This window comes from Burkholderia sp. HI2714 (assembly GCF_002223085.1).
Lineage (GTDB): Bacteria > Pseudomonadota > Gammaproteobacteria > Burkholderiales > Burkholderiaceae > Burkholderia > Burkholderia lata_D.
Genome location: NZ_NKFM01000066.1, coordinates 125,266 through 144,298, shown reverse-complemented (window position 1 = coordinate 144,298; position 19,033 = coordinate 125,266). Strand labels below are relative to the sequence as shown.

The 19,033-nt window shown below is 67.2% G+C and carries 14 protein-coding genes; 8 read left to right on the top strand and 6 right to left on the bottom strand.

Annotated features, from left to right (window positions below; all coding sequences use genetic code 11):
• Positions 1–121: 121 nt before the first annotated feature.
• Entirely contained in the window at positions 122–439 is a 318-nt protein-coding gene (locus CFB82_RS36735; protein ID WP_089487242.1) for a lysozyme inhibitor LprI family protein, read from the bottom strand.
• Between the two features lie 300 nt (positions 440–739).
• Here CFB82_RS36735 and CFB82_RS36730 point away from each other — a divergent pair, with 300 nt between their 5' ends.
• Both CFB82_RS36730 and CFB82_RS36725 read left to right on the top strand, forming a co-directional pair.
• A complete protein-coding gene (locus CFB82_RS36730; RefSeq protein ID WP_089487241.1) occupies positions 740–1,186 on the top strand; it encodes a hypothetical protein in 447 nt (148 codons plus the stop codon).
• Positions 1,187–1,194: 8 nt separating this feature from the next.
• Positions 1,195–1,743: a hypothetical protein gene (locus CFB82_RS36725; protein WP_069250249.1), complete on the top strand. Its 549-nt coding sequence runs from the start codon at positions 1,195–1,197 to the stop codon at positions 1,741–1,743.
• A gap of 147 nt (positions 1,744–1,890) precedes the next feature.
• On the opposite strand, the gene CFB82_RS36720 is transcribed toward CFB82_RS36725, so the two are convergent.
• Positions 1,891–3,345, bottom strand: coding sequence for an aminotransferase-like domain-containing protein (locus CFB82_RS36720; protein ID WP_083265960.1), 1,455 nt, complete (start codon positions 3,343–3,345; stop codon positions 1,891–1,893).
• A gap of 95 nt (positions 3,346–3,440) precedes the next feature.
• On the opposite strand from CFB82_RS36720, the gene CFB82_RS36715 reads away from it, so the two are divergent.
• Positions 3,441–4,217 (top strand): arylamine N-acetyltransferase family protein, encoded by a 777-nt coding sequence (locus CFB82_RS36715; RefSeq protein WP_089487240.1) that lies wholly within the window; start codon positions 3,441–3,443, stop codon positions 4,215–4,217.
• Positions 4,218–4,773: 556 nt separating this feature from the next.
• Here the strand turns inward: CFB82_RS36715 and CFB82_RS36710 are convergent.
• Entirely contained in the window at positions 4,774–5,535 is a 762-nt protein-coding gene (locus tag CFB82_RS36710; RefSeq protein WP_089487239.1) for a 2-keto-4-pentenoate hydratase, read from the bottom strand.
• A gap of 295 nt (positions 5,536–5,830) precedes the next feature.
• Between CFB82_RS36710 and CFB82_RS36705 the strand changes: the two genes are divergently transcribed.
• Positions 5,831–6,310, top strand: coding sequence for a universal stress protein (locus tag CFB82_RS36705; protein ID WP_089487238.1), 480 nt, complete (start codon positions 5,831–5,833; stop codon positions 6,308–6,310).
• 13 nt (positions 6,311–6,323) lie between these two features.
• Positions 6,324–6,515: a DUF2964 family protein gene (locus CFB82_RS36700; RefSeq protein WP_089487237.1), complete on the top strand. Its 192-nt coding sequence runs from the start codon at positions 6,324–6,326 to the stop codon at positions 6,513–6,515.
• A gap of 103 nt (positions 6,516–6,618) precedes the next feature.
• Here the strand turns inward: CFB82_RS36700 and CFB82_RS36695 are convergent, their stop codons facing one another.
• Positions 6,619–7,803 (bottom strand): tetratricopeptide repeat protein, encoded by a 1,185-nt coding sequence (locus tag CFB82_RS36695; RefSeq protein ID WP_089487236.1) that lies wholly within the window; start codon positions 7,801–7,803, stop codon positions 6,619–6,621.
• A gap of 306 nt (positions 7,804–8,109) precedes the next feature.
• Between CFB82_RS36695 and CFB82_RS36690 the strand changes: the two genes are divergently transcribed.
• The 3 genes from CFB82_RS36690 (at position 8,110) to CFB82_RS36680 (ending at position 11,342) form a co-directional block, all read left to right on the top strand.
• Entirely contained in the window at positions 8,110–9,843 is a 1,734-nt protein-coding gene (locus CFB82_RS36690) for a site-specific integrase (protein WP_089487235.1), read from the top strand.
• A 174-nt stretch (positions 9,844–10,017) separates the two neighbouring features.
• On the top strand, positions 10,018–10,341 hold the full coding sequence (locus CFB82_RS36685; RefSeq protein WP_089429560.1) for a TfoX/Sxy family protein: 324 nt from the start codon (positions 10,018–10,020) through the stop codon (positions 10,339–10,341).
• 89 nt (positions 10,342–10,430) lie between these two features.
• Positions 10,431–11,342, top strand: coding sequence for a hypothetical protein (locus tag CFB82_RS36680; RefSeq protein WP_089487234.1), 912 nt, complete (start codon positions 10,431–10,433; stop codon positions 11,340–11,342).
• Between the two features lie 31 nt (positions 11,343–11,373).
• Here CFB82_RS36680 and CFB82_RS36675 read toward each other — a convergent pair whose 3' ends face one another.
• Entirely contained in the window at positions 11,374–12,720 is a 1,347-nt protein-coding gene (locus CFB82_RS36675; RefSeq protein WP_089487233.1) for a hypothetical protein, read from the bottom strand.
• Complete coding sequence (locus CFB82_RS36670) at positions 12,717–19,025, bottom strand: AAA domain-containing protein (protein WP_089487232.1); 6,309 nt, start codon at positions 19,023–19,025, stop codon at positions 12,717–12,719. Before CFB82_RS36670 ends, CFB82_RS36675 begins: the two co-directional genes overlap by 4 nt.
• Positions 19,026–19,033: the final 8 nt, after the last annotated feature.

The window sequence follows — 19,033 nt, the reverse complement described above, 5'->3', positions numbered from 1 at the left end:
TCCGGCATGTCCGGAGCCATTTGCATCGTCGCCAGAAGGAACCTCACGTGATTCGTAACCTGTTCAACGAGAAACATGTCCGTTACGCCGCTTGAATATTACGCACTATTTGATGAACTGGTCAGTAACTGGTTCGCAGGCAGTTGACGTCTTTCCCGCAGGCATCCCGTTGCTGTTGCCAGCCACGTTGATACGCCTTCAACGCGTTGAGGCCGGAATTGCCACCCCCCGTTTCCGCGCGACCGGGCGCGAGCGACCAGGCGATCGCGAGTTGATCGTCCAGCTTCGACAACTCGGGGACGGCACATATCGTTTGCTCCGCCGGGAGATTGGCGACATGGCAATTGAAGGAGGCGGCGTGAACTGCGCCGGTGATCAAGAGGGCTGTTGGCAGGAGCGCAGTTCGAACCAGCATCGTGAGGACGGATCTTGTTTTCATGTCGCATTCAATGAGGGAGCGTGACGCGCGATCTTCGGGTAGGGCCTGACTTTCGTACGTATGATGATACTGGGTTTCCCGGTGGTTCGCGGTCAGTGCGCTTTAGCTTGAAGTCGTTATCGGCGATTACATCAGTTCGTTGATGCGTGGGTGTCCAGCGGTGGGGAACGTACTCCGTGCCTGGAGGCTTGGCCGGCAGCAAGCCGACTACAACAACAGAGATTTTCCGCGGCGGACGCGGGCGATATCGCCGTCGTGCGCGTCGGCCGGAAAAGCAATGACCAAGACCGAGTGTGATTCGTGGCTGCCCAAACTTACCGTCGGATTGATCTGGCGCTCGCGCAACTTGATGCGGCGCTTAGGCTGTTTCTCGAGTACCGAGAATTTGCGGCGGCGATCACCCTTGCCGGCGCGGCTGAAGAGGTCTTGGGCAAAGAGGTGAACCGGCGTGGCCGACAGGTCGCCCTCGACCGACGAGTCATTCGGTATGCGGCACGGGATCGGAAAGACGCGATCGCCGAAGCGAATCGCGTCCGTAACGCGCTCAAGCACTTCGGGGATCACGAGCAATCCGATATCACCGCCGACCTCGAAGAGGCGGCTCGGTGGATGCTGGAACGGGCTTGCGAGAATGCTCACCAACTGGAGCTGGAGATCCCGCGGTCAGACGCCTTTGGTGCGTGGTATTACAAGATGCTGAGCGAACGCCATGCAGCACCGCCGACCGAACAGCCCACAATCGAATGAGGTCAAGCATGCAGGCTGAAGAGACCGGAATTGTCGACGTCAGGACGAGGCACGCCACACATTCGGTGCTACGCGAGCGGATTGTCGAACACGTCTTCGTGGGCGAGGTCATGCGCCGCCTATGGCAACTCGGCATCCTGAACGTCGAGATCCTGCGTGCGGAATTCGACGCGAGCGGGTATGACCTTGTCATGTGCTGCGGTAATGTGATGCGACACGTCCAGCTCAAGGTGTCACTGGGTGATGGTGCCCGTGCACAGATTGCCATCAACCAACAGTTGGCGCGTGTACCGAGCGGGTGCGTGGTTTGGCTCGGCGTCACGGATGACCTCGAAATCACGGAGTACCGTTGGTTCGGCGCGGCACCGGGGCGACCGCTACCGGACCTCTCCGGTCACGCTACCGCACGTCATGTGCGTGCGAATGCACAGGGCATCAAGGCGGAAAGAGCGAATCAACGCGTTCTCGCGAAAGGCGAGTTCGAGAGACTCGCTGGTTTGGACGAGACGATCGAGCGCCTCTTTGCGATCCCGCAAGCGAACGAGCCGCACCCGTAGTTGCACAGCTGTTCGCTCGCGCCGCTGCATCTCGGTGTTGCCAGCAATACAGATACAGCAGCACACCATTCCTGGCGGGTGATTCCACGGCGGCCGAGGATCTGGCACGCGAGCAAGGATGGAATGGTCGGGTTCGGACCATAGTGACTACCGCGCCGGACTCTGTGCTGCCAGCCGGCAGCACAGTTCGCCGATCTGCTCCACCGCGCCCAGCAGGCGCGGCGTGGGCTCGTTCGCGCAGTTCAACCGCAGGTGGTTCGGCAGATCCGCCCGCGGGGAGAACAGCGGGCCGGGGCTGACGCCGATGCCCAGCGCAAGTGCGCTGCGATGCACCGCCAGCGCATCGACCTGTCGTGGCAGCTCCACCCACAACAGGAAGCCGGCGCGCGGGGCCGAGACGCGCGTGCCCTCGGGGAAGCTCACCTCGACCCGCGCGGTGACGGCCCGTACCGCGGCCGCGATGCGGGACCTCAAGCGACGCAGATGCCGGTCGTAGTCGCCGCTGGCCAGCACGTCGGCCGTCGCGGCTTCGAGCAGCGGCACGCCGGCCCAGTCCTCGGCCTGGCGTGCCTGCAGCACCTGCGGGTGGTAGCGCCCGGCTGCTGTCCAGCCGATGCGCCAGCCCGGCGCCAACGTCTTGGACAGCGAACCGCAGTACAGGACCTGGCCGCTGCGGTCGAACGCCTTGCAGGCCGGCGGACGCTGGCCCTCGCCGGCCAGGTCGCCATACACGTCGTCTTCGATGAGGGGGACGCCGGCATGCGCGAGAAGCGCCACGAGCGCCCGCTTGCGCGTGACAAGCATGCTGGCGCCGAGCGGGTTCTGCACCGTGGGCGACGCCAGCACGGCAGCGGGCCGGTGGCGCTCGATGGCCTCGGCAAGCGGGGCCAGCAGCAGGCCCTCGCGGGGATCGGTGGCGATTTCGAGCGCCTTCAACCCCAGGTCCTCCAGCAGCAGGAGCGTGCCGAAGTAGGCCGGGCGCTCGATCGCCACCACGTCGCCCGGCCGGCACACCGCACGCAGGGCCAGGCGCAGCGCCTGCGTCGCCCCCGCGGTGACGACGAGTTCGTCCGGGCCGAAGCGCGCGCCCCACTGCGCCGCCCGTGCCGCGATCTGGCCACGCAAGTCGGCCCGGCCTGGCGGCAAGCTGTAGCTCTGCCCATACGCGTCCAGCCGGCGCCCGGCCGCCTGCAGCGAACGTTGCAGGGCCGCCGTGGGCAGCCAGGCTGGATCGGGCAGCGCGGCCCCGAGCGGCACCAGGCGGGCATCGGCGCTGCTGAACAGCGAGCGCGCCAGTGCCGACATCGTCACCGGAACGGGGCGCGGCGATGGACGGGACGGCTGCACGGCCTGGCTCTTGGCCGCTTGCCGGACGAAGTAGCCCGAGCGAGGGCGCGCGACGATCAGGCCCTCTGCCTCCAGGCAGCGCAGTGCCTCCAGCGCCGTCGGCAGGCTGACTTGTTCGCGCTCGGCCAGCTTGCGCGCAGAGATCACCCGCTCGCCGGGGCGCAGCGCGCCGGAGGCCAGGGTCTGGCGCAGCATCTCGGCGATACGGCGGTAGTGGGGCGCGGCTGCGGATGAGGAGGGGGCGGGCATCGCCATCTGTGCAATCTGGTTTTGGATAAATCTGACTATACAGATGATCCCGTGTTCAGCCTATCGTGGAGCACATCTCACCCACACCAGGAGCCAGTCATATGCATGCCAGCAACTTCGACGTTCCCAGCTATCTCCGCCGCATCGGCTACACCGGCGATGCCGTCGCCGATACCGTCACGCTGCATGCGCTCATGCGCCGCCAACTGTTCTCGGTGCCGTTCGAGAACCTCGATGTGCAGGCCGGCAAGGTCGTGTCGCTGGTACCCGAGGACATCGCCGACAAACTGCTGCGGCAAGGCCGTGGCGGCTACTGCTACGAGGTCAACGGGTTGTTCGCCATGGCACTGGCGGCTCTGGGCATCCCTTACCGTCTTGTCGCCGCCAGGCCGATGTTCTACCCGGCGCGCCGGCCACGCACTCACATGGCGCTGATCGCCGAGGTTGGCGGGCGGCGCTGGCTGTGCGACCTGGGCTTCGGCAGCTACGGCATCCGCGCGCCGATGGACCTGGACCGGCTCGACATCGACGTCGTGCAGGACTGCGACACCTTCCGGCTCAGCCGCGATGGACGCGGTGACTACCTGCTACAGGCGAAGGTGGAAGGCGAGTGGGCGAACCAGTACGGTTTCGACCTGTCGCCCCAGGAGTGGGTTGATTTCGTCCCGGCCAACTATCTCAATTCCACCCACCCCGAGGCCATCTTTGTGCAGAAACTGCTGGTGGTGCTGCACCGGCCGGACGGGCGACTGATCCTGCTGGGTGACGTGCTCAAGACGGTGACGGACGGGCACACCGAGAAACGGCAACTGGCGGAAGAGGAGGTTGCGCAAGTGCTTGAAGAGCGCTTTGGACTGCCTCGCGGTGTCAGTCGGTGACGCTGTGAGAGGAGGCGCGCGGGCATCAGGTAAGACCACGGTGGGACAACGTCACACCGGTGGCGACCGTGATCGTCCGCTTCTCGGTCAAGCTGGCGCTGGTTCGAGCTGACGCAACCAATGGCTGTTGAAGTCGATGGCGCATTGCGCAGCGAGCACGTTGTCGCCGCGCTGACGCAAGCATGGTCCAAGTCCGCAGCGGCCCCGAGACGCGCCGGCGGTTGATCCCGCGGCCGGCCCGCGGCCGGCCCGCGTGGGCCCGCCAGACCAGCTCGATCGAGTCAGCAAAGCGCCCACGCTGTCAAACGCTGGACCGGGAAGGGCTGATGACGCGCGTGCCCGAGGCCGCCGAGGCAGGCCTGATCGTGCTGCCCGAACTGGATTGCCCGGTGCTGCAGCGCTGGGGCGACGACCCGTATGGGTTTGACGGGGGCGTCACGAAAACACTGTTGCACGCCGCACTGAAGATGTCGGCAGGCTGTGACCGGCCACGAAGCGAGCGGCGGACGGCGACCACCGATCGTCCCGGTCAGCCGTGCCCGCGTGGCCGCGCGTATCACGCCGTCAACGTCACCGACAGGCTGCCGAGTTCGCCGAAGCGGACCGTCAGCGCATCGCCGAGCGGCACGTCGATCGCGCCAGCGTACGAACCGGTCGTCACGATCTGCCCGGCGCGCACGGCGTCGCCGCGTGACGCGAGGAAATTGACCAGCCACACCAGCGGCTTCAGCGGATCGCCGTCCGGATGGCGGCCGTCGATCGAGCGGTTCAGTGCGCCTTCGAACGACAGCGCCAGCGTGTCGAGCGGCACGTTCAACCCGTCGGGCACGACCGGGCCGACGCACAGCCCCTGGTTGAATTGCCCGTCGGCCAGCAGCTCGAACTTCGACGCGCGCGTGGGCTCCGCATAGCGGCAGCCGAGCACTTCGAGCACGATGCGCACTTCGCGGATCGCGTCGCGCACGTCCTGTTCGTCGTACGGCTGTTCGCGTGCAGGCAGGTCGCGATCGAGCACGAACGCGATTTCCGGTTCGATCCGCACGATCGGGCCGCCGACGACGCGGTACGGCGCGTCGGCCTCGCGGATCGTCGACGCGAAGATCGGCGCGAGGATCACGCGGTCGGGCGGCGGCAGCGCGCATTTCCAGCCGCCGACGGGTTCGCCGAGCAGGTCGGCCACGCGCTGCTGGATCGCGAGGGCGGTCTCGACGTTCTCGGGGCGCAGCGCATCGGGCAGCAGCGGGCCGGGCGAGCCGGCATGGCGGGCGGCGACGAGATGCTGGGCGGCGCCGTCCACGCGTTCGGTAGTCGTTGTCATGTCGGTTGAGCGAGTTGAAAGTGGGCCGGCAAATAAGGGCCGGACGAAAGTCGCACATTCGATGATAGCGCTTTCGGCACGATGACCGCTCGATTGCGCGGCTTCGGCTTCCGTGTCAGCCAGGTTTGCGACCTTGCCGCAAGCGAGCGGGATCGGCGTCATGTCGCGGCGCTTTGCCGCACGGACGGTGTCGGGTCGACCTTGATCGCCATCAACATTCGAACCCGCCATCCGCCGATGATGGCGACAAGGCCGCGCGAACAGACGCGTGGCAACTCACCCCAGCGAGGTTCGCATGTACGAGAAGATCATGGTGGCCGTCGACGGCAGCGCTTCGTCGAAGCAGGCGCTTGCCGAGGCAGTGAAGGTCGCGCTGGCAAGCGACGCACACGTCAGCGTCGTGTATGTGGTGGACAAGTCGGTGCTGTTCACTTACGCGGGCCGTTTCGATCCGCACGCACTGGTCGAGGAAATCCGCGACGACGGGCGCAAGGTGCTGCGCGAAGCGGAGCAGATCATCGCGCTGGCGGGCGCGAAGGGCGAGGCCGAACTCGTCGAGACCGAAAGCATCGGCGAGGACATCGCGGAGCGCCTGCAGCGCTACGTGAAGGAAGGCGGGATCGATCTTGCGGTGGTCGGCACGCACGGGCGGCGCGGGATCCGGCGCGTGCTGCTCGGCAGCGTCGCGGAGCGCTTCGTGCGCGGCTCGAAGTGCCCGGTGCTGCTGATTCGCGGCGACGATGACGACGTAGCGGCTACCGCCGCGGCTGCTTGACGCGGCGCGCGCGATGATCCGCCGCCAGTCCCGCATCGTCGTCGCGGCGATCGCCGTGTTCGTGTCGCTCGCGGGGATGATGGCCGTCGTGTCGGGGCTGTTGTTCGACAACGCGATGGCGCTGCGCGGCGGCGCCATTGCGCTGGTCGTCGGCGTGGCCGGCTTCGTCGTGATGCTCAACCCGGGCGTGAAGGGCGAAGAGTGAGGCGGGCAGGGCCGCGCGGCTGCTTGCGTCCGACCGGGTGCGAGACAGCCGGCCTCCGCTTTCCGCAAGACCGGCGACAGCCGCTGCCGCGCGGCTTTTTCACTTAATTGCTGGCGGTACCCGGCGCCTTCGTGCCGTCCTGCCCGATCTGTATCGCCAGCCGCTTCAACGTTTCCACCAGCTCGTCGTTCTTCGGCTGAATCTTCCGCGCCTGCGCGAACACCTCGCGCGCTTCATCCTGGCGGCCCAGTTTCCACAGCACTTCGCCCTTGTGCGTCAGTCCGGTCGCATGGGCTTCGCCTGCGTCCTTGTTCGTGTCGCCGTCCTTCGCGAAGATCGCGATCGAGCGGTCGAACCACGTGAGCGCCTCGTCGTTGCGGCCGAGGCGATACAGCGCCCAGCCCTTGCTGTCGAGCGCATACGCATCGTCCGGCGATTCCGCGAGATGCGCGTCGATCATCGCGAGCCCGCGCTCGACTGCGACGCCGGCGTCGGCAAGCCGGTAGCCGATGTCGTTCCGGCGATCGTCCGGAATCCTGTCGAGATCGAGCGCGGCGGCCACGCGCCCCTCGTCGCGTTCGGCGATCGCGAGCGACAGCAGCTTGGCCACGATCTGCTGCCGCAATTCGCTGCTGATCCGGTCGCCGTTGGCGACCAGGCTGCCGAGGTATTGCGTGTAGAGGTCAGGCGCGCCCGGGGCGTCCGCGCTGTTCGCGATGGTCAGGCCCGGGCCCGCGCACCAGTCGGTGTCGGCCGCCCCGGCCAGCGTGCCGGCGTAAAGATTGACGTTGCGCGGCGTGCGCGATTGCGCGTAGTAGGTGTAGCCGTTCGCATCCGAATAGCCGCACGCCAGATATTCGTTCTCCACGTCCAGCACGTACGGGAAATGGCCGATCGGTGCCGAGCCGCCCGGCTCGACCAGCCGGAACGATTCGCCGAGATCGCCGTCGCCGACGATCGGGTTGAACACCCATTGCTTCTCCGGATGCAGCTTCGGCAGCCGGACCCGGACGGTGCGCCCGGCCGCGTCGGTCGTGCCGAAGATCACGCTGTCATGCTGCTCCGGCTTGACGGGCAGCCCCGCGATGACCTGACCGGGCAGGTACAGCCGGTAGCGCGCATTCGGCAGCGGCTGGTGCGTGACGGGGTCGCGCAGCACGAACTGGTGAACGTAAGGCCCTTTTCCGAGCGACGCGGTCGGCGCGACGTAGGTGCGCGCGTAGGCGGCGGGCAGGGCGGTGCAGCTCAAGGCCGCGGCGACGAGCGCGGCGAGAAGGCGGGATGTCATGAAATTGCGGTTCTTGTTGGTAAAGGTGTTATTGACCGACGGCCGGAATTGCACTGCGCGAACCGCGTGACCGTCGATATCCCGCTGCGGATACCGATACGGATGGCCGGATCGTCCAGCGCAATTCAACGCGGATCTCGCCCGTCGCAACATGATGCGAGGAAGCGGCGGACGGATGACGCGGGAATGCAGTGCGCAGCATAACAGGCCGTGTCGAGCGTCTCGCTCGTGAAGTGAACGCGTCCCTCGCCCGACACGCGACGCGCGACGTATCCGGCCGCGCGCGCTTCTGTCAAACTCGCGGTCATGAAACCGCGCCTCGCCTCACCGCCTTCCTCCGATTCCGCGCCTGCGCCCGCAGGCTTTCCCGACGCCGACGAACTGGCCGCGCTGCGTGCGTGGTACGCGGGCATGACCGTGCGCCAGGCTGTCGAGCGCTACCTGCCCGATCGGCTCGGCGAGGGGCGGTCGGCGCGCGGCGTGATCGGCGGCATTCGCCGCCGCCTCGTGCGCGTCGCGCGGCAGGTTGGCCGGCCTGATCTCGCGGAGCGGCTCGGTCATCCCGACGGTGAACGTAGGCAGGAGGCGAAGGCGGCCGCCGAAGCGATCGGCCTGCTGCGTCATGCGCGCGCGCCGGTCCCGCAGATCAGCGACGACGTCGGCCTGTGGCTGCCCGCGCGTGCGGTCGTCGCGCTGCGTGCGCACGGGATCGCGACGCTGGCCGATCTCACGGTGCGGATTCCGCGCCGGCGCCAGTGGTGGCGTGCGATCGCGGGCCTCGGCGTGGCCGGTGCGCGGCACATCGAGGCATTTTTCGCCGCGCATCCGGATCTGACCGAACGGGCGCGCGCGCTGATCGCGGCGACGCCGCGCAGCGCCATCGTGCCGTGGGAGCAGTTGAAGCTGCCGCACGAGGTCGACGGCTCGGCCGGCACGTTCCGCGCGCCGCGCGCGACCAGCACGCTCGACGCGGACAACGACTACGCGGCCGTGCACGCGTGGCTGTCGCTGCACGAATCGGCCGCGACGCGGCGGGCGTACCGGAAGGAGGCCGAGCGGCTGATCCTGTGGGCGATCGTCGAGCGCGGTCGCGCGCTGTCGTCGCTGACGACCGAGGATGCGGTCGCGTATCGCGCGTTCGTGCGGCGCCCGACACCGCACGAACGCTGGGTCGGGCCCGTGCGGCCGCGCGGTGCGCCGGACTGGCGGCCGTTCTCGGGGGCGCTGTCCGCGCGCTCCGCCGCATACACGCTGTCGGTGCTCGGTGCGCTGTTCCGCTGGCTGATCGAACAGCGCTACCTGCTCGCGAATCCGTTCGCGGGCGTCAAGGTGCGTGACACGCGCGGCCCGAACGCACTCGACACGTCGCATGCGTTCACGGAAGGCGAGTGGCTGCTCGTGCGCACGATCGCCGACGGGCTCGAGTTCCGCAAGGGCACGCCGGCCGCGCCGCGGTCGGGCTGGACGCCGGCCGCCGCGCAACGGCTGCGCTTCATTCTCGATTTCGGCTATGCGACCGGGCTGCGCGCGAGCGAGCTGGTCGGCGCAACGCTCGGCGACATCGAGACCGATGCGCACGGCGACGCGTGGCTCAAGGTGATCGGCAAGGGCAGCAAGGCCGCGCGCGTCGCGCTGCCGCCGCTTGCGCGCACGGGGCTCGACCGTTTCCTGGTCGCACGCCGGCTGCCGGTCACGCCGTCGCGCTGGCGGCCCGATACGCCGCTGATCCCGAGCCTCGCGGAAGACGGCGCGGCCGCGATCACGAGCGTGCGGCTGTGGAAGGTGATGCAGCGCTTCTTCGCGCAGACGGCCGATCAGGTCGATGCCGACAACCCCGCGCTCGCGCAGAAGCTGCGGCAGGCAAGCCCGCACTGGATGCGTCATACGCATGCGACGCATGCGCTGGCGCGCGGCGCGGAGTTGACGACGGTGCGCGACAACCTGCGCCATGCGTCGATCTCGACGACGTCGATTTACCTGCATGGCGACGACGTGAAGCGGGCGCGGCAGATGTCGAGTGCGTTCGCGGCCGACAAGTAACGGCATCGTGCCGATCGGGCAGAAGCTGGCCGCGCCTCGTGAGCCGGAAAGTTCGCAGCCCGTGCCTGAATGCGCGTTCCGCAGACGAATGGATGACGCGCGGCCACCTCGCTTCCAATCAGGCGGAACGGTCGGCCACCCACTGCGGTCATAAACTTTTTCAAAGGAATAGCGATGGCATCGAGCCAAGGCACAGTCGATTTCATCGTCGAGCAGATGGCGGCGGCCGGTACGGTATCGGCGCGCAAGATGTTCGGCGAGTACGGTATCTATTGCGACGGCAAGATGGTCGCGCTCGTCTGCGACGATCGGCTGTTCGTCAAGCCGACGGCCGAAGGCCGTGCGTTTCTCGGCACGTGCGAAGAAGGTTCGCCGTATCCGGCCGCGAAGCCGCACCTCGTCATCGCCGGCGAGCGCTGGGACGATCGCGAATGGCTGTCGGCGCTGATCCGGATCACCGCCGCGCAGTTGCCGGTGCCGGTGAAGCGGCGTCGATAAGGGTTCGTTCGCGTGCCATGTTGCGTTGCGGTGAGGCGTATTCTGTGACACATGTGCGCGACCATCGCGCATCCGGTGGGAGCACAAGAATGAAGACATCCGGACATCCGCGCGGCACGTGGCTTGCTCGCCGCGCCCGGCACGCGCTCGTCGCGGTCCTGTGCATGGGCTGGAGCGCGCTGTCGTTCGGCGCGGACGACGCGGCGACACTGCTCGAACGTTACCGCAGCCTCGGCCCGCAACTGAAGGACAACGCGTTTCACCGGCCGCTGGTGCTCGAATCGGCGGAAGCGTCGTCGTCGCTGAAGGGCGACATCTACGCGGTGGTCGACTATCCGTACGCGGTGGTGAGCAGCCAGCTCGACGATCCCGCGCAGGGCCCCGCGAACTGGTGCGCGGTGCTGATCCTGCACCTGAACACGAAGTATTGCCACGCATCGAGCGGCAGCGACGGCCCGGTGCTCGACGTGAACCTCGGCCGCAAGATCCAGCAGAAGCTGCCGGACACCTACCGCGTGCAGTTCCGCTATCGCGTGGCGGCCGCGACGCCCGACTATTTCCAGGTCGACCTGACCGCCGACAGCGGCCCGATGGGCACGAAGGATTACCGGATCGCGCTGGAGGCCGTGCCGGTCGGCGCTTCGCGCACGTTCCTGCATCTCACGTATTCGTATGGCTTCGGCACGGTCGGCCGCATGGCGATGAAGACCTACCTCGCGACCGTCGGCAGCGACAAGGTCGGCTTCACGACCGTCAGCGGCGGATCGGCCGCGCAGCCGCAGTACATCGGCGGCGTGCGCGGGCTGCTGGAGCGCAACACGATGCGCTACTACCTCGCGATCGACACATATCTCGCGACGCTCGACAAGCCCCTCGACCAGCGCCTCACGCGCTGGTTCGACGCGACCGAGCAGTATCCGCAGCAACTGCACGAGGTCGAGCGCGGCGCCTATATGCAGATGAAAGCGCAGGAGGTGCAGCGGCAGCAGGCGGCGCGGTAGGAGGCGCCCGGAAGACGCTCTCCGGCACGATTTACTTCAGTGTGCGCATCGCCGTTTCCGTGCCGGACGGTTGGTCCAGTTCGGCAACCACCTTGAGCGGTACCTCGCCCACCCCCATCGCACGCTCGATCAGCAAGTCGTCGCCATGTTGGGCCAGCAACGCCTGCAACCGGCCGAACTCGCCGCACCAGAGCGTTTCGACATCCTTGTCGCGGGCAAAGTCGCGATTCGCGACGAGGGAGACGGCCCGAACCTGCAGGCGGCCGGCCTGAGCCTGACCGCCGACTTCGACGCCATAATCCGGCAGCGAAGGTTTCTTGACGACGACCCGGCCGTCCTTCGCCCATGCGGTCGCCATGCCTTCATGCACTTCGTAGCCGAGTCGCGCGAGGCCGCTCAGGATCGCATTGCGCCGCGCCTGCGCGGCCTGTTGCTGCCGGACCTGCGCGATCAGGTCCTGCCCGGTTCGGATCAACTCGGCCACGACGTCCGGCGCGGTGGCGAGATCGCACTGTCGAGCGCGTTCGACAAAAATCGCCGCGTCTGCCGTGTGGCAAGCCTGAATCTCCGCCGTCAGTTCTTCCAGTGCCGCGATCGTCGCGCGACGTGCGCGGGCGGCCTCGATTGCACTCGACAGGTCGAGGATCAGGCTGTCGAGCAACAGGCTCTTGCGCGCGTCGTTCACCTCGTCTTCGAGCGCATCCAGTCTCGACGAGAACGCGGCAACGGCTGGCGGATCCAGAAATACCCGTGCCTCGCCGATTTGTCGATCGAGACGGTCGATGGACGGATCACGAGACGCCGCCCGTTGCGCGGCCTTCCAGGTCTCGAAGTTCGCCGACGCTTCGGCGGGCATCAGGCGATTCGCCAGCGCCCGTTGCGCATCGTTGAGTGTGCGTCCCGCAGCCGGCGTCAGAAGGGCGAACCCTTGCGCGAGCAGCGCGTCGGCGTGCTCGAGCAGGTCGCCCGCGCGCAGGCGATCAAGCTGGCCATGAAGCTCGGCCGGAATCTCGATCCCTTTCGCTTCCAGCGCACCGAGCAAGGTCGTCGCGCTGTGCCGTCCTTGCCGCCGGCGTTTCGCGGCCTGCTCGGCCTGCTCGACTGCCACCTGTTGACGCCGGGCGAGATCCGCCTTCAGGAAAGCCATCTCGTCGGGCACTTTCTTCTGCAACTCCAGGAACGCGTCGGCGGCGATCAATGCGGCCAGCGCTTCACGTCGAGCCCGGGTCGCCGCGATCTCTTCGTCCGACAGCGCGCCGGTACGTCGGCCTTCGGCAATCCAGGTGGCGATGGCCTGGTCGAGGCGCTGCAGATGTCCTTCGCAGATCGCGACGATTTCCTCGCGCGTCACGATCCGGACGACTTTCGGGCCGCTCATGCCATCACCTCCTGGTTCAGCGCCTGCGCGACGGCTGCTTTCAGGCGCGCCTTCTCTGTCTCCGGTTCGTGGTACCAGGCCTGTGACGACACGCGATGCAGCGTCGGAATGGCGCGCCCCAGCACGGACGGCCGCCAGATTTCCCGGGCACGCGCATGCTCGAGCAGGGGATGACGCGGCGCATCGCACTCGATGCCGATCGCGTAAAGGCCGGTTGCCGGATCGGCGATCGCAAAATCAAGCCCGAACGCATCGCCTTCCTGTGCGGGCACCGGTGACAGGCCGAGCTCCTGCAGATAAGCCAGCACATCTTCCGCGAAGCCGTCGACGCCGCCCGTCTGCCGCAACTTCGCATGCGCCCGTTCGCTGCTCATGCGGCCAAGCAACGCGCGGCCGGCGGGCAGTTCACCGTTCGACATCGCGCGTGCGTACTCCATATAACCCTGAAGATAATCGCGCGGAATCGCCGGCTTGCGCTGCGTCGTGAGCATGTCGGAGATCTCGCGGATCGGCATCGACGTGATGAGCACGACCTTGTGGCGGGCACGCGTCACGGCCACGTTGAGACGCCGTTCGCCGCCGCGCTGGCCCAGTACGCCGAACATGCGCCGGAAGGTGCCCTGGCCGTTGCGCCCGAAGGTCGTGGAGAAGACGATGATGTCGCGTTCGTCCCCCTGGACGTTCTCGACGTTCTTCACGAATACGGCCATGTCCTCGCCACGATCGGTGCGTTCGAGTTCCTCGCGATACGCGTCGCGGAATGCTTCATCCTCTTCGGCGCGCTGCTCCAGGCGCTCCAGGATGAGGTCGGCTTGCTTGCGGTTGAACGTGACCACGCCGACGGACGGGCGCTGCGCGTAAGCCTGTTGCCACAGTTGCGCCAGATACGCGACCACGCGATCCGCTTCGTCGCTATTGGTCTGCTGCTCGTAAAGGCCATTCACCTGGATGAGTTCGAGCGGCTTGACCTCGCGCACCGTGGCATCCGGATGGCGAACCGGCACGCTGAGGTTGTTCTCGTAGAACGCGGCGTTGGAATAGCCGATCAGCTCGCGATACGCCGAACGATAGTGGATCTGCAGCGTCGACACGGGCAGTGCGCTCCGTGCCAGTTGCAGCACGTCGGGGCAATCCTTGATTTCGCGTCGGTTCCAGGTGTCCTCGAAGCGCTCGCGTTCGTCTTCCGTCGCGGCCTCGTCGGGTTGCTCGCCGTCGAAGATGTCGGTCTCGTCGCTTTCCGCCCGGCTCGAAAAGAACGCGGTCGGCGGCATTTGCTTCTCGTCGCCGCTGACGATCGACAGGTTGCCGCGGAACAGCGTCGGAATCGCGTATTCCACCGGCATCTGCGAGGCTTCGTCGTAGACGACGGAATCGAACAGTCCCGATTTCAGCGGCAGCACGCGGCTCGCGACGTCGGGGTTCATCAGCCAGACCGGCCGCAGCGCCATCAGGCCCAGCCCTGTCCCGAGTTCGATGAATTCGCGCAGACGCCGGGAGCGCCGGCCGGTCAAGCGCGTCACGTCTTCCCAGTCGCGCGCCGACCCCAGCCGGCCGTGGTCGATGCCGTTGCGAAGCATCTCGCGGTTCAGGCGCCGCATTTCCGCGTCGGCCGCCGCGAGTGCTTCGATCTTGGCGGCCGTTTCGCTCTGGTCGAGCAGCAGCTCGGGATGGTCCTGTTCCATGCGCCGCTTCCATCCGAGCCGCGCCTCGCGGTTGATCATGCGCCGCACGGCGTCGTCGAGGCCTTCAGGCGGCAGACGTGTCAGCGCGTCTTCGTGGTCGCGCATGATCGCAAACACGTCGAGTGCGTCGGCGGTGACATGCCGTGCCCGCGTGCGGAATTGCTGATACGCGGCGAGCGTCGGCAACGCATCGCCGATTCGGTTCAGCGGCGCCTGATAACTGATGTTGTCGGCGATGGCCTGCCGGCAGGCGGTGACGAGTTCTGCCGAAAGCCACTCTTCGAGCAGCCGCAGCGCCCGCAGACTATGCTGGCGCGCGTTGTGCCGCACGAACGCGGTCTCGAAACCGTCGAGCAACTGTTCGACCGGTGCCCGATCGCCGGTCATCACGGCCGAGTCGAACTCGTCGCCGCGTGGCGCGATCGCCAGATGCTGCGCGAGTTCGCGGATCTCCTCAAGCTGGCGCAGGCGGGTCAGGCAGGCATCGGCGAGCGTCGGCCCGCAGGCGGGCTCGACCGTCTCGAGATGCAATGCGCGGCTGATCGTGTTCAAGGTGTCGCGCAGCGGCCGCCAGATCTTTTCGAGCCGGCTGGCGGCCAGCAGCTTGCGGAGCGTCTCGTCGGTCGCGGGCGCGCCGCAGCCGGTGACGAACTTCATCAGGCGGCCGCGCCGCAGATACGTGACCGGGTTCAGGCGGCGCAAGAGCGACGGGGCGCGCGTCGCCAGCGTCGCCTGGGCTTCGAGCTTGCGGAGCGCGGGATCCGGTAGCTGCGCGACGGCAGCCGACAGCACCGCATCGAAGCCGCTGGTGTCGACGGCCAGCAGATCGCGATGCAACGCGCCGAGCGCCGCGTAATACCGATGGCCTTCCGCATCGGCATGCCCGGCCGGCCGGAACAACGGCAGCCATTGAGCCAGCCGTTTGCGTTGCGTCTCGTCCAGCGCGACGAGGCGGCCGGCGTTGGCATCGAGCCAGGCCCGATACGGGGCGGGGTCGTCGACATCGAAGCGCGCGGGATGTGCGGCGAGCGTCTCGACCCGCAGGCGTTCCGCGTCGCGGAAATCCGCGAAGGTCGCATTGAACGCGTCGAGCGTGGCGGCGTCGGTCGCGAACGATTTCAATTGCGCCAGCGGGCTGCCCTCGAATTTCGACGGCAGCCAGTAGCGGGCGAGCGGTGCGCAGTGTTCTTCCAGCGTGGTCAGTGCCGAAATATCGAGCGTGGCAAGCCGGCCACGCAACTGCGGCACGCTGACCGGCGGCGTGCCGGCTTCGAGCCGGATCAGTTCGCCGAGCAGCGCGCGATAGCTGAGGCCGGTCGATGCGTCGACGCGATGCAGCGCGGCATGCTGGCGATCGAGTTCGCCCTCGAGGGCCTCGATTCTCGCGGCCATGCGTTCACGCTGGCGTATCAAGCCGGGGTCGAACACGGCACCGCGAAAGATCGCATCCAGTTGTTCGCGGACGGCTCGAATCGTCGGCTCGCGGTCCTTGTTGACGTCGTTGAGCATCACGATGCGATCGCCCAGGCCTTCCGCGACGAGACGCTTGCGAACGACTTCCAGCGCGGCATGCTTCTGGCAGACGATCAGCAGGCTCCGGCCTTGTCCGATCGCGTCGGCGACCATGTTGACGATCGTCTGGCTCTTGCCGGTACCCGGCGGCCCTTCGACCAGCAGTCCGGGGCCCTGACGCGCCTGCAGGATGGCCGCTTCCTGTGACGGATCGCTCGCCACCGTCAGGAATCGGTCGAGTTCGGTCGACGTGGCCGCGGGCGCATCGTAGTCGGTTTTGTCCTTGAGCCGCAGCATCGATTCGAGCGCCGTGCCGGAAGGCGACAATTGCTTGAGCTGGCGCAGATCCTCGCCGATGGCCTGGCCGGCGAAGTCGACGTGAAACAGCACGCCGGCGCAGGCGAGGCGCGTCGCGCCGGCGGGCAGGTCGAGGGTCGGCAACGGCAGCGCACCGAGTTTGCGGCTGTCCACGTCGGCCAGCAGGCCGAACGCATCGACCACGTCGGCCGCTTTCAACGCGGAACGTCCGAGCACCTCGTCGGCTGCGATACGCCATGCCTTGACGGCCTCGCGTCCCAGCAGGCCCTCGAGAGCCGGATTCAGGCGAACCTCCTCGCGCTCGCCATCGAAAGCCATCGCCACCTGGCGTCGCGTGCCGAGCTCCATCAGCAGTTTGACCGGCCACAGCAGGACGGGCGCGATGCGAGGGCGCGTCGTGCTGCGATGATCCTTGTAAAGCAGGAACGGGAAGCCGAGATAGAGGCCGTCGATGCCGGTATCCCGCTTGTAGAGCGAGGTCTGCCGGTACAGCGTGTTCAACCTGCCTTCGAGCGTTCCGCTTGCACCGAATACGGCCGGGTCCACCGATACCGTCTGCACATTGCGCTGGAGCAGATGGTCGAGCAGCGCGGCGCTGGCGAATCGCTCGCCGTTCAGTTCGTGGAGATCGACCCGCCCCGTGGTCTTGCCGATGGTCATTCGCACCAGCGGACCGCGCAATACGGTCGTGGCGACTTTCTTCTCGAAGAAGTCGAGGATCTGCGACACGTATTGCTGCTTCTGCGGCTCCAGCCACTGCTCTGCGGGCACCGACAACAGCACGACGACTTCGTGCAGGGGCAAGCGACGTTCCAGCCGGAACTGCTCCGCCCATTCGTCGACGGTCGGGTTGCCGGTTCGCGCGAATCCGGCGATCCGGTCGTCGACGGCATGGAACAGCTCGACACGCGGCAGCGCAAGCGCGATCCGGGCAGCCTGTCGATCGAAGACCAGAATCTGCTCGCGCTCCGCGACGGCCGCCGCCTGATCGAGGATCTCGTCGACCGAGCGAAACTGCGAAATGGCCGCGCTCAACAGGACGATCAGGTCTTCCTCGCTGAGGACGCGGCGTTCCGACAGCGACAGCAGGCCGTGATGATCGGAATCCGGCAACAACAGGCGCCGTTCTTCCCATTGCGCGGCCAATTGGGCCCGCGACGTGGAAAGCAGCGCGATGCGCACCAGGTCTTCGTTCAGTTCGATGCCAAGATACGCAGCCCGGTGTCGCACTTCGTCGGCGCGAGCGCGTAGCCGGGACAGCCAGCTTTCCGTGCCCAGCCGCTCCAGGAACGTCGGCACCGGCCCGGTCACCAGGTCGTAACCTTCCAGCGGGTTGTGCAGCAACCAGCCGGGCGTGACGATGTCGCCGCGCAGAATGAGCGGCATGTCGGGATTCAACAGCTTGAGCGCGATCATCAGGCGGCCATCGTCATCGACGCCGTCGAGTTGCGCCACCTGACGCAAGCCGGCCAGCACTTTCGCGCCGGCACCGGCTTGTTCCGCCCAGGTCAGGACGACGCCGCGATTCAGGTGATCGCGTGCCGCGTCCCAGTTCTCCCGCTCCGCCGCGGCGAGCGCGAAGACCGTCGGCTTGCGATATTGGCGCGCGCCCAATGCGATGCTGGCGCCTTCGTCGCCATCGGCATCGATCGTCGTTGCCGACGGTGCATCGACCGGTTTGCCGTCCAGCCAGGCCTTGACTTGCGGCCATTGCCAGCGTTGATGCCGGTCGCGCGCGAGCAGGCCTCGCAGCAACAGGTGAAGCGAGGGATCCAGATCGTCCGGCAGCGTGACGCCGTTGGCCAGCACGTGAATCAGGAACGCGCGCGGGTTGATGCCCTCGAAGCAGCGGCCGTCGGTCAGCTGCTCGAGCAGGATCATGCCGAGGCTCCACCAGTCGGACGCCGCGGCGACACCACCTGCAATGGCCTCGGGCGCCATATAGCGCGTCGTTTCGAGCGGCGAGACGATATCGAGATCGAATTCGGACAGCCGTGCCGAACCGAAGCCGCTGATGACGAGATCCAGCGGTTCGCGGCTGCGCACCAGCAGCGTGCCGGGCCGCAGGTCCCGATGCCGAAGCCCCACGTCGGAAAACGCCTGCAGGGCCTGGCCCAGTTCATCGACCACCCGGCGGATCGTCGCGCGATCGCGGACGGCCACGCCGAGATCCGCCAGCGTCCCGCCGCTCATCTCCTCGGCGACTTCGTACGCACGTTGATCCCAGCGTCCGGTCGCGATGATCTCCGGCACGTGCTCGCGCGGCAGGCGACGCACCACGTCGTAGACGGCCGGGTCCGGTTCCGCGCCCGGTCGATACAGCGTCAGGACGGCCTGCCTGCCGGTCCCGTCCTGCTGGGCCACGTAGCGTTCGCGCACGCCGTCCGTGCTGGAAATCTGGCGCAACAACCGCCAGCCGTCGATCCGCGTTTCTTCGACGGGCGGCGTGTCCTCCGCCGAGCCGCCCACCGGAACGGCGTCGCCGGCGCCGAGCCGCTGCGCGTCGGCGGGCACGGCCGGATCCGCGCCGCATTCGAGGCACATGAGGTCGCCGTCGTTCATCGGATGGCCGTTCATGCACGACAGCGTAGGCGGCACGCCGGATCCGGGTGCGTCCGCATCCACTTGCTGGCTGACCGTCTCGACCGTGACCACATCCTGGGGGCGCCAGCCGTTCGCGCGGATCGGGACGCCCGACAAGTCCCAGTTGCACACGGCATCGCCGACCGTGCCGGCACAGTACCACTCGTCCACCGACCGCTCGGTTCGGCAATTCGGGCAAAAACGCATCATGGCTGACA

Bases quoted from the DNA above. Each gene is read 5' to 3' on its own strand.
- CFB82_RS36735 (WP_089487242.1), bottom strand. From the start codon at position 439: ATGAAAACAAGATCCGTCCTCACGATGCTGGTTCGAACTGCGCTCCTG.
- CFB82_RS36725 (WP_069250249.1), top strand. From the start codon at position 1,195: ATGCAGGCTGAAGAGACCGGAATTGTCGACGTCAGGACGAGGCACGCC.
- CFB82_RS36720 (WP_083265960.1), bottom strand. From the start codon at position 3,345: ATGGCGATGCCCGCCCCCTCCTCATCCGCAGCCGCGCCCCACTACCGC.
- CFB82_RS36715 (WP_089487240.1), top strand. From the start codon at position 3,441: ATGCATGCCAGCAACTTCGACGTTCCCAGCTATCTCCGCCGCATCGGC.
- CFB82_RS36710 (WP_089487239.1), bottom strand. From the start codon at position 5,535: ATGACAACGACTACCGAACGCGTGGACGGCGCCGCCCAGCATCTCGTC.
- CFB82_RS36705 (WP_089487238.1), top strand. From the start codon at position 5,831: ATGTACGAGAAGATCATGGTGGCCGTCGACGGCAGCGCTTCGTCGAAG.
- CFB82_RS36700 (WP_089487237.1), top strand. From the start codon at position 6,324: ATGATCCGCCGCCAGTCCCGCATCGTCGTCGCGGCGATCGCCGTGTTC.
- CFB82_RS36695 (WP_089487236.1), bottom strand. From the start codon at position 7,803: ATGACATCCCGCCTTCTCGCCGCGCTCGTCGCCGCGGCCTTGAGCTGC.
- CFB82_RS36690 (WP_089487235.1), top strand. From the start codon at position 8,110: ATGAAACCGCGCCTCGCCTCACCGCCTTCCTCCGATTCCGCGCCTGCG.
- CFB82_RS36685 (WP_089429560.1), top strand. From the start codon at position 10,018: ATGGCATCGAGCCAAGGCACAGTCGATTTCATCGTCGAGCAGATGGCG.
- CFB82_RS36680 (WP_089487234.1), top strand. From the start codon at position 10,431: ATGAAGACATCCGGACATCCGCGCGGCACGTGGCTTGCTCGCCGCGCC.
- CFB82_RS36675 (WP_089487233.1), bottom strand. From the start codon at position 12,720: ATGAGCGGCCCGAAAGTCGTCCGGATCGTGACGCGCGAGGAAATCGTC.
- CFB82_RS36670 (WP_089487232.1), bottom strand. From the start codon at position 19,025: ATGATGCGTTTTTGCCCGAATTGCCGAACCGAGCGGTCGGTGGACGAG.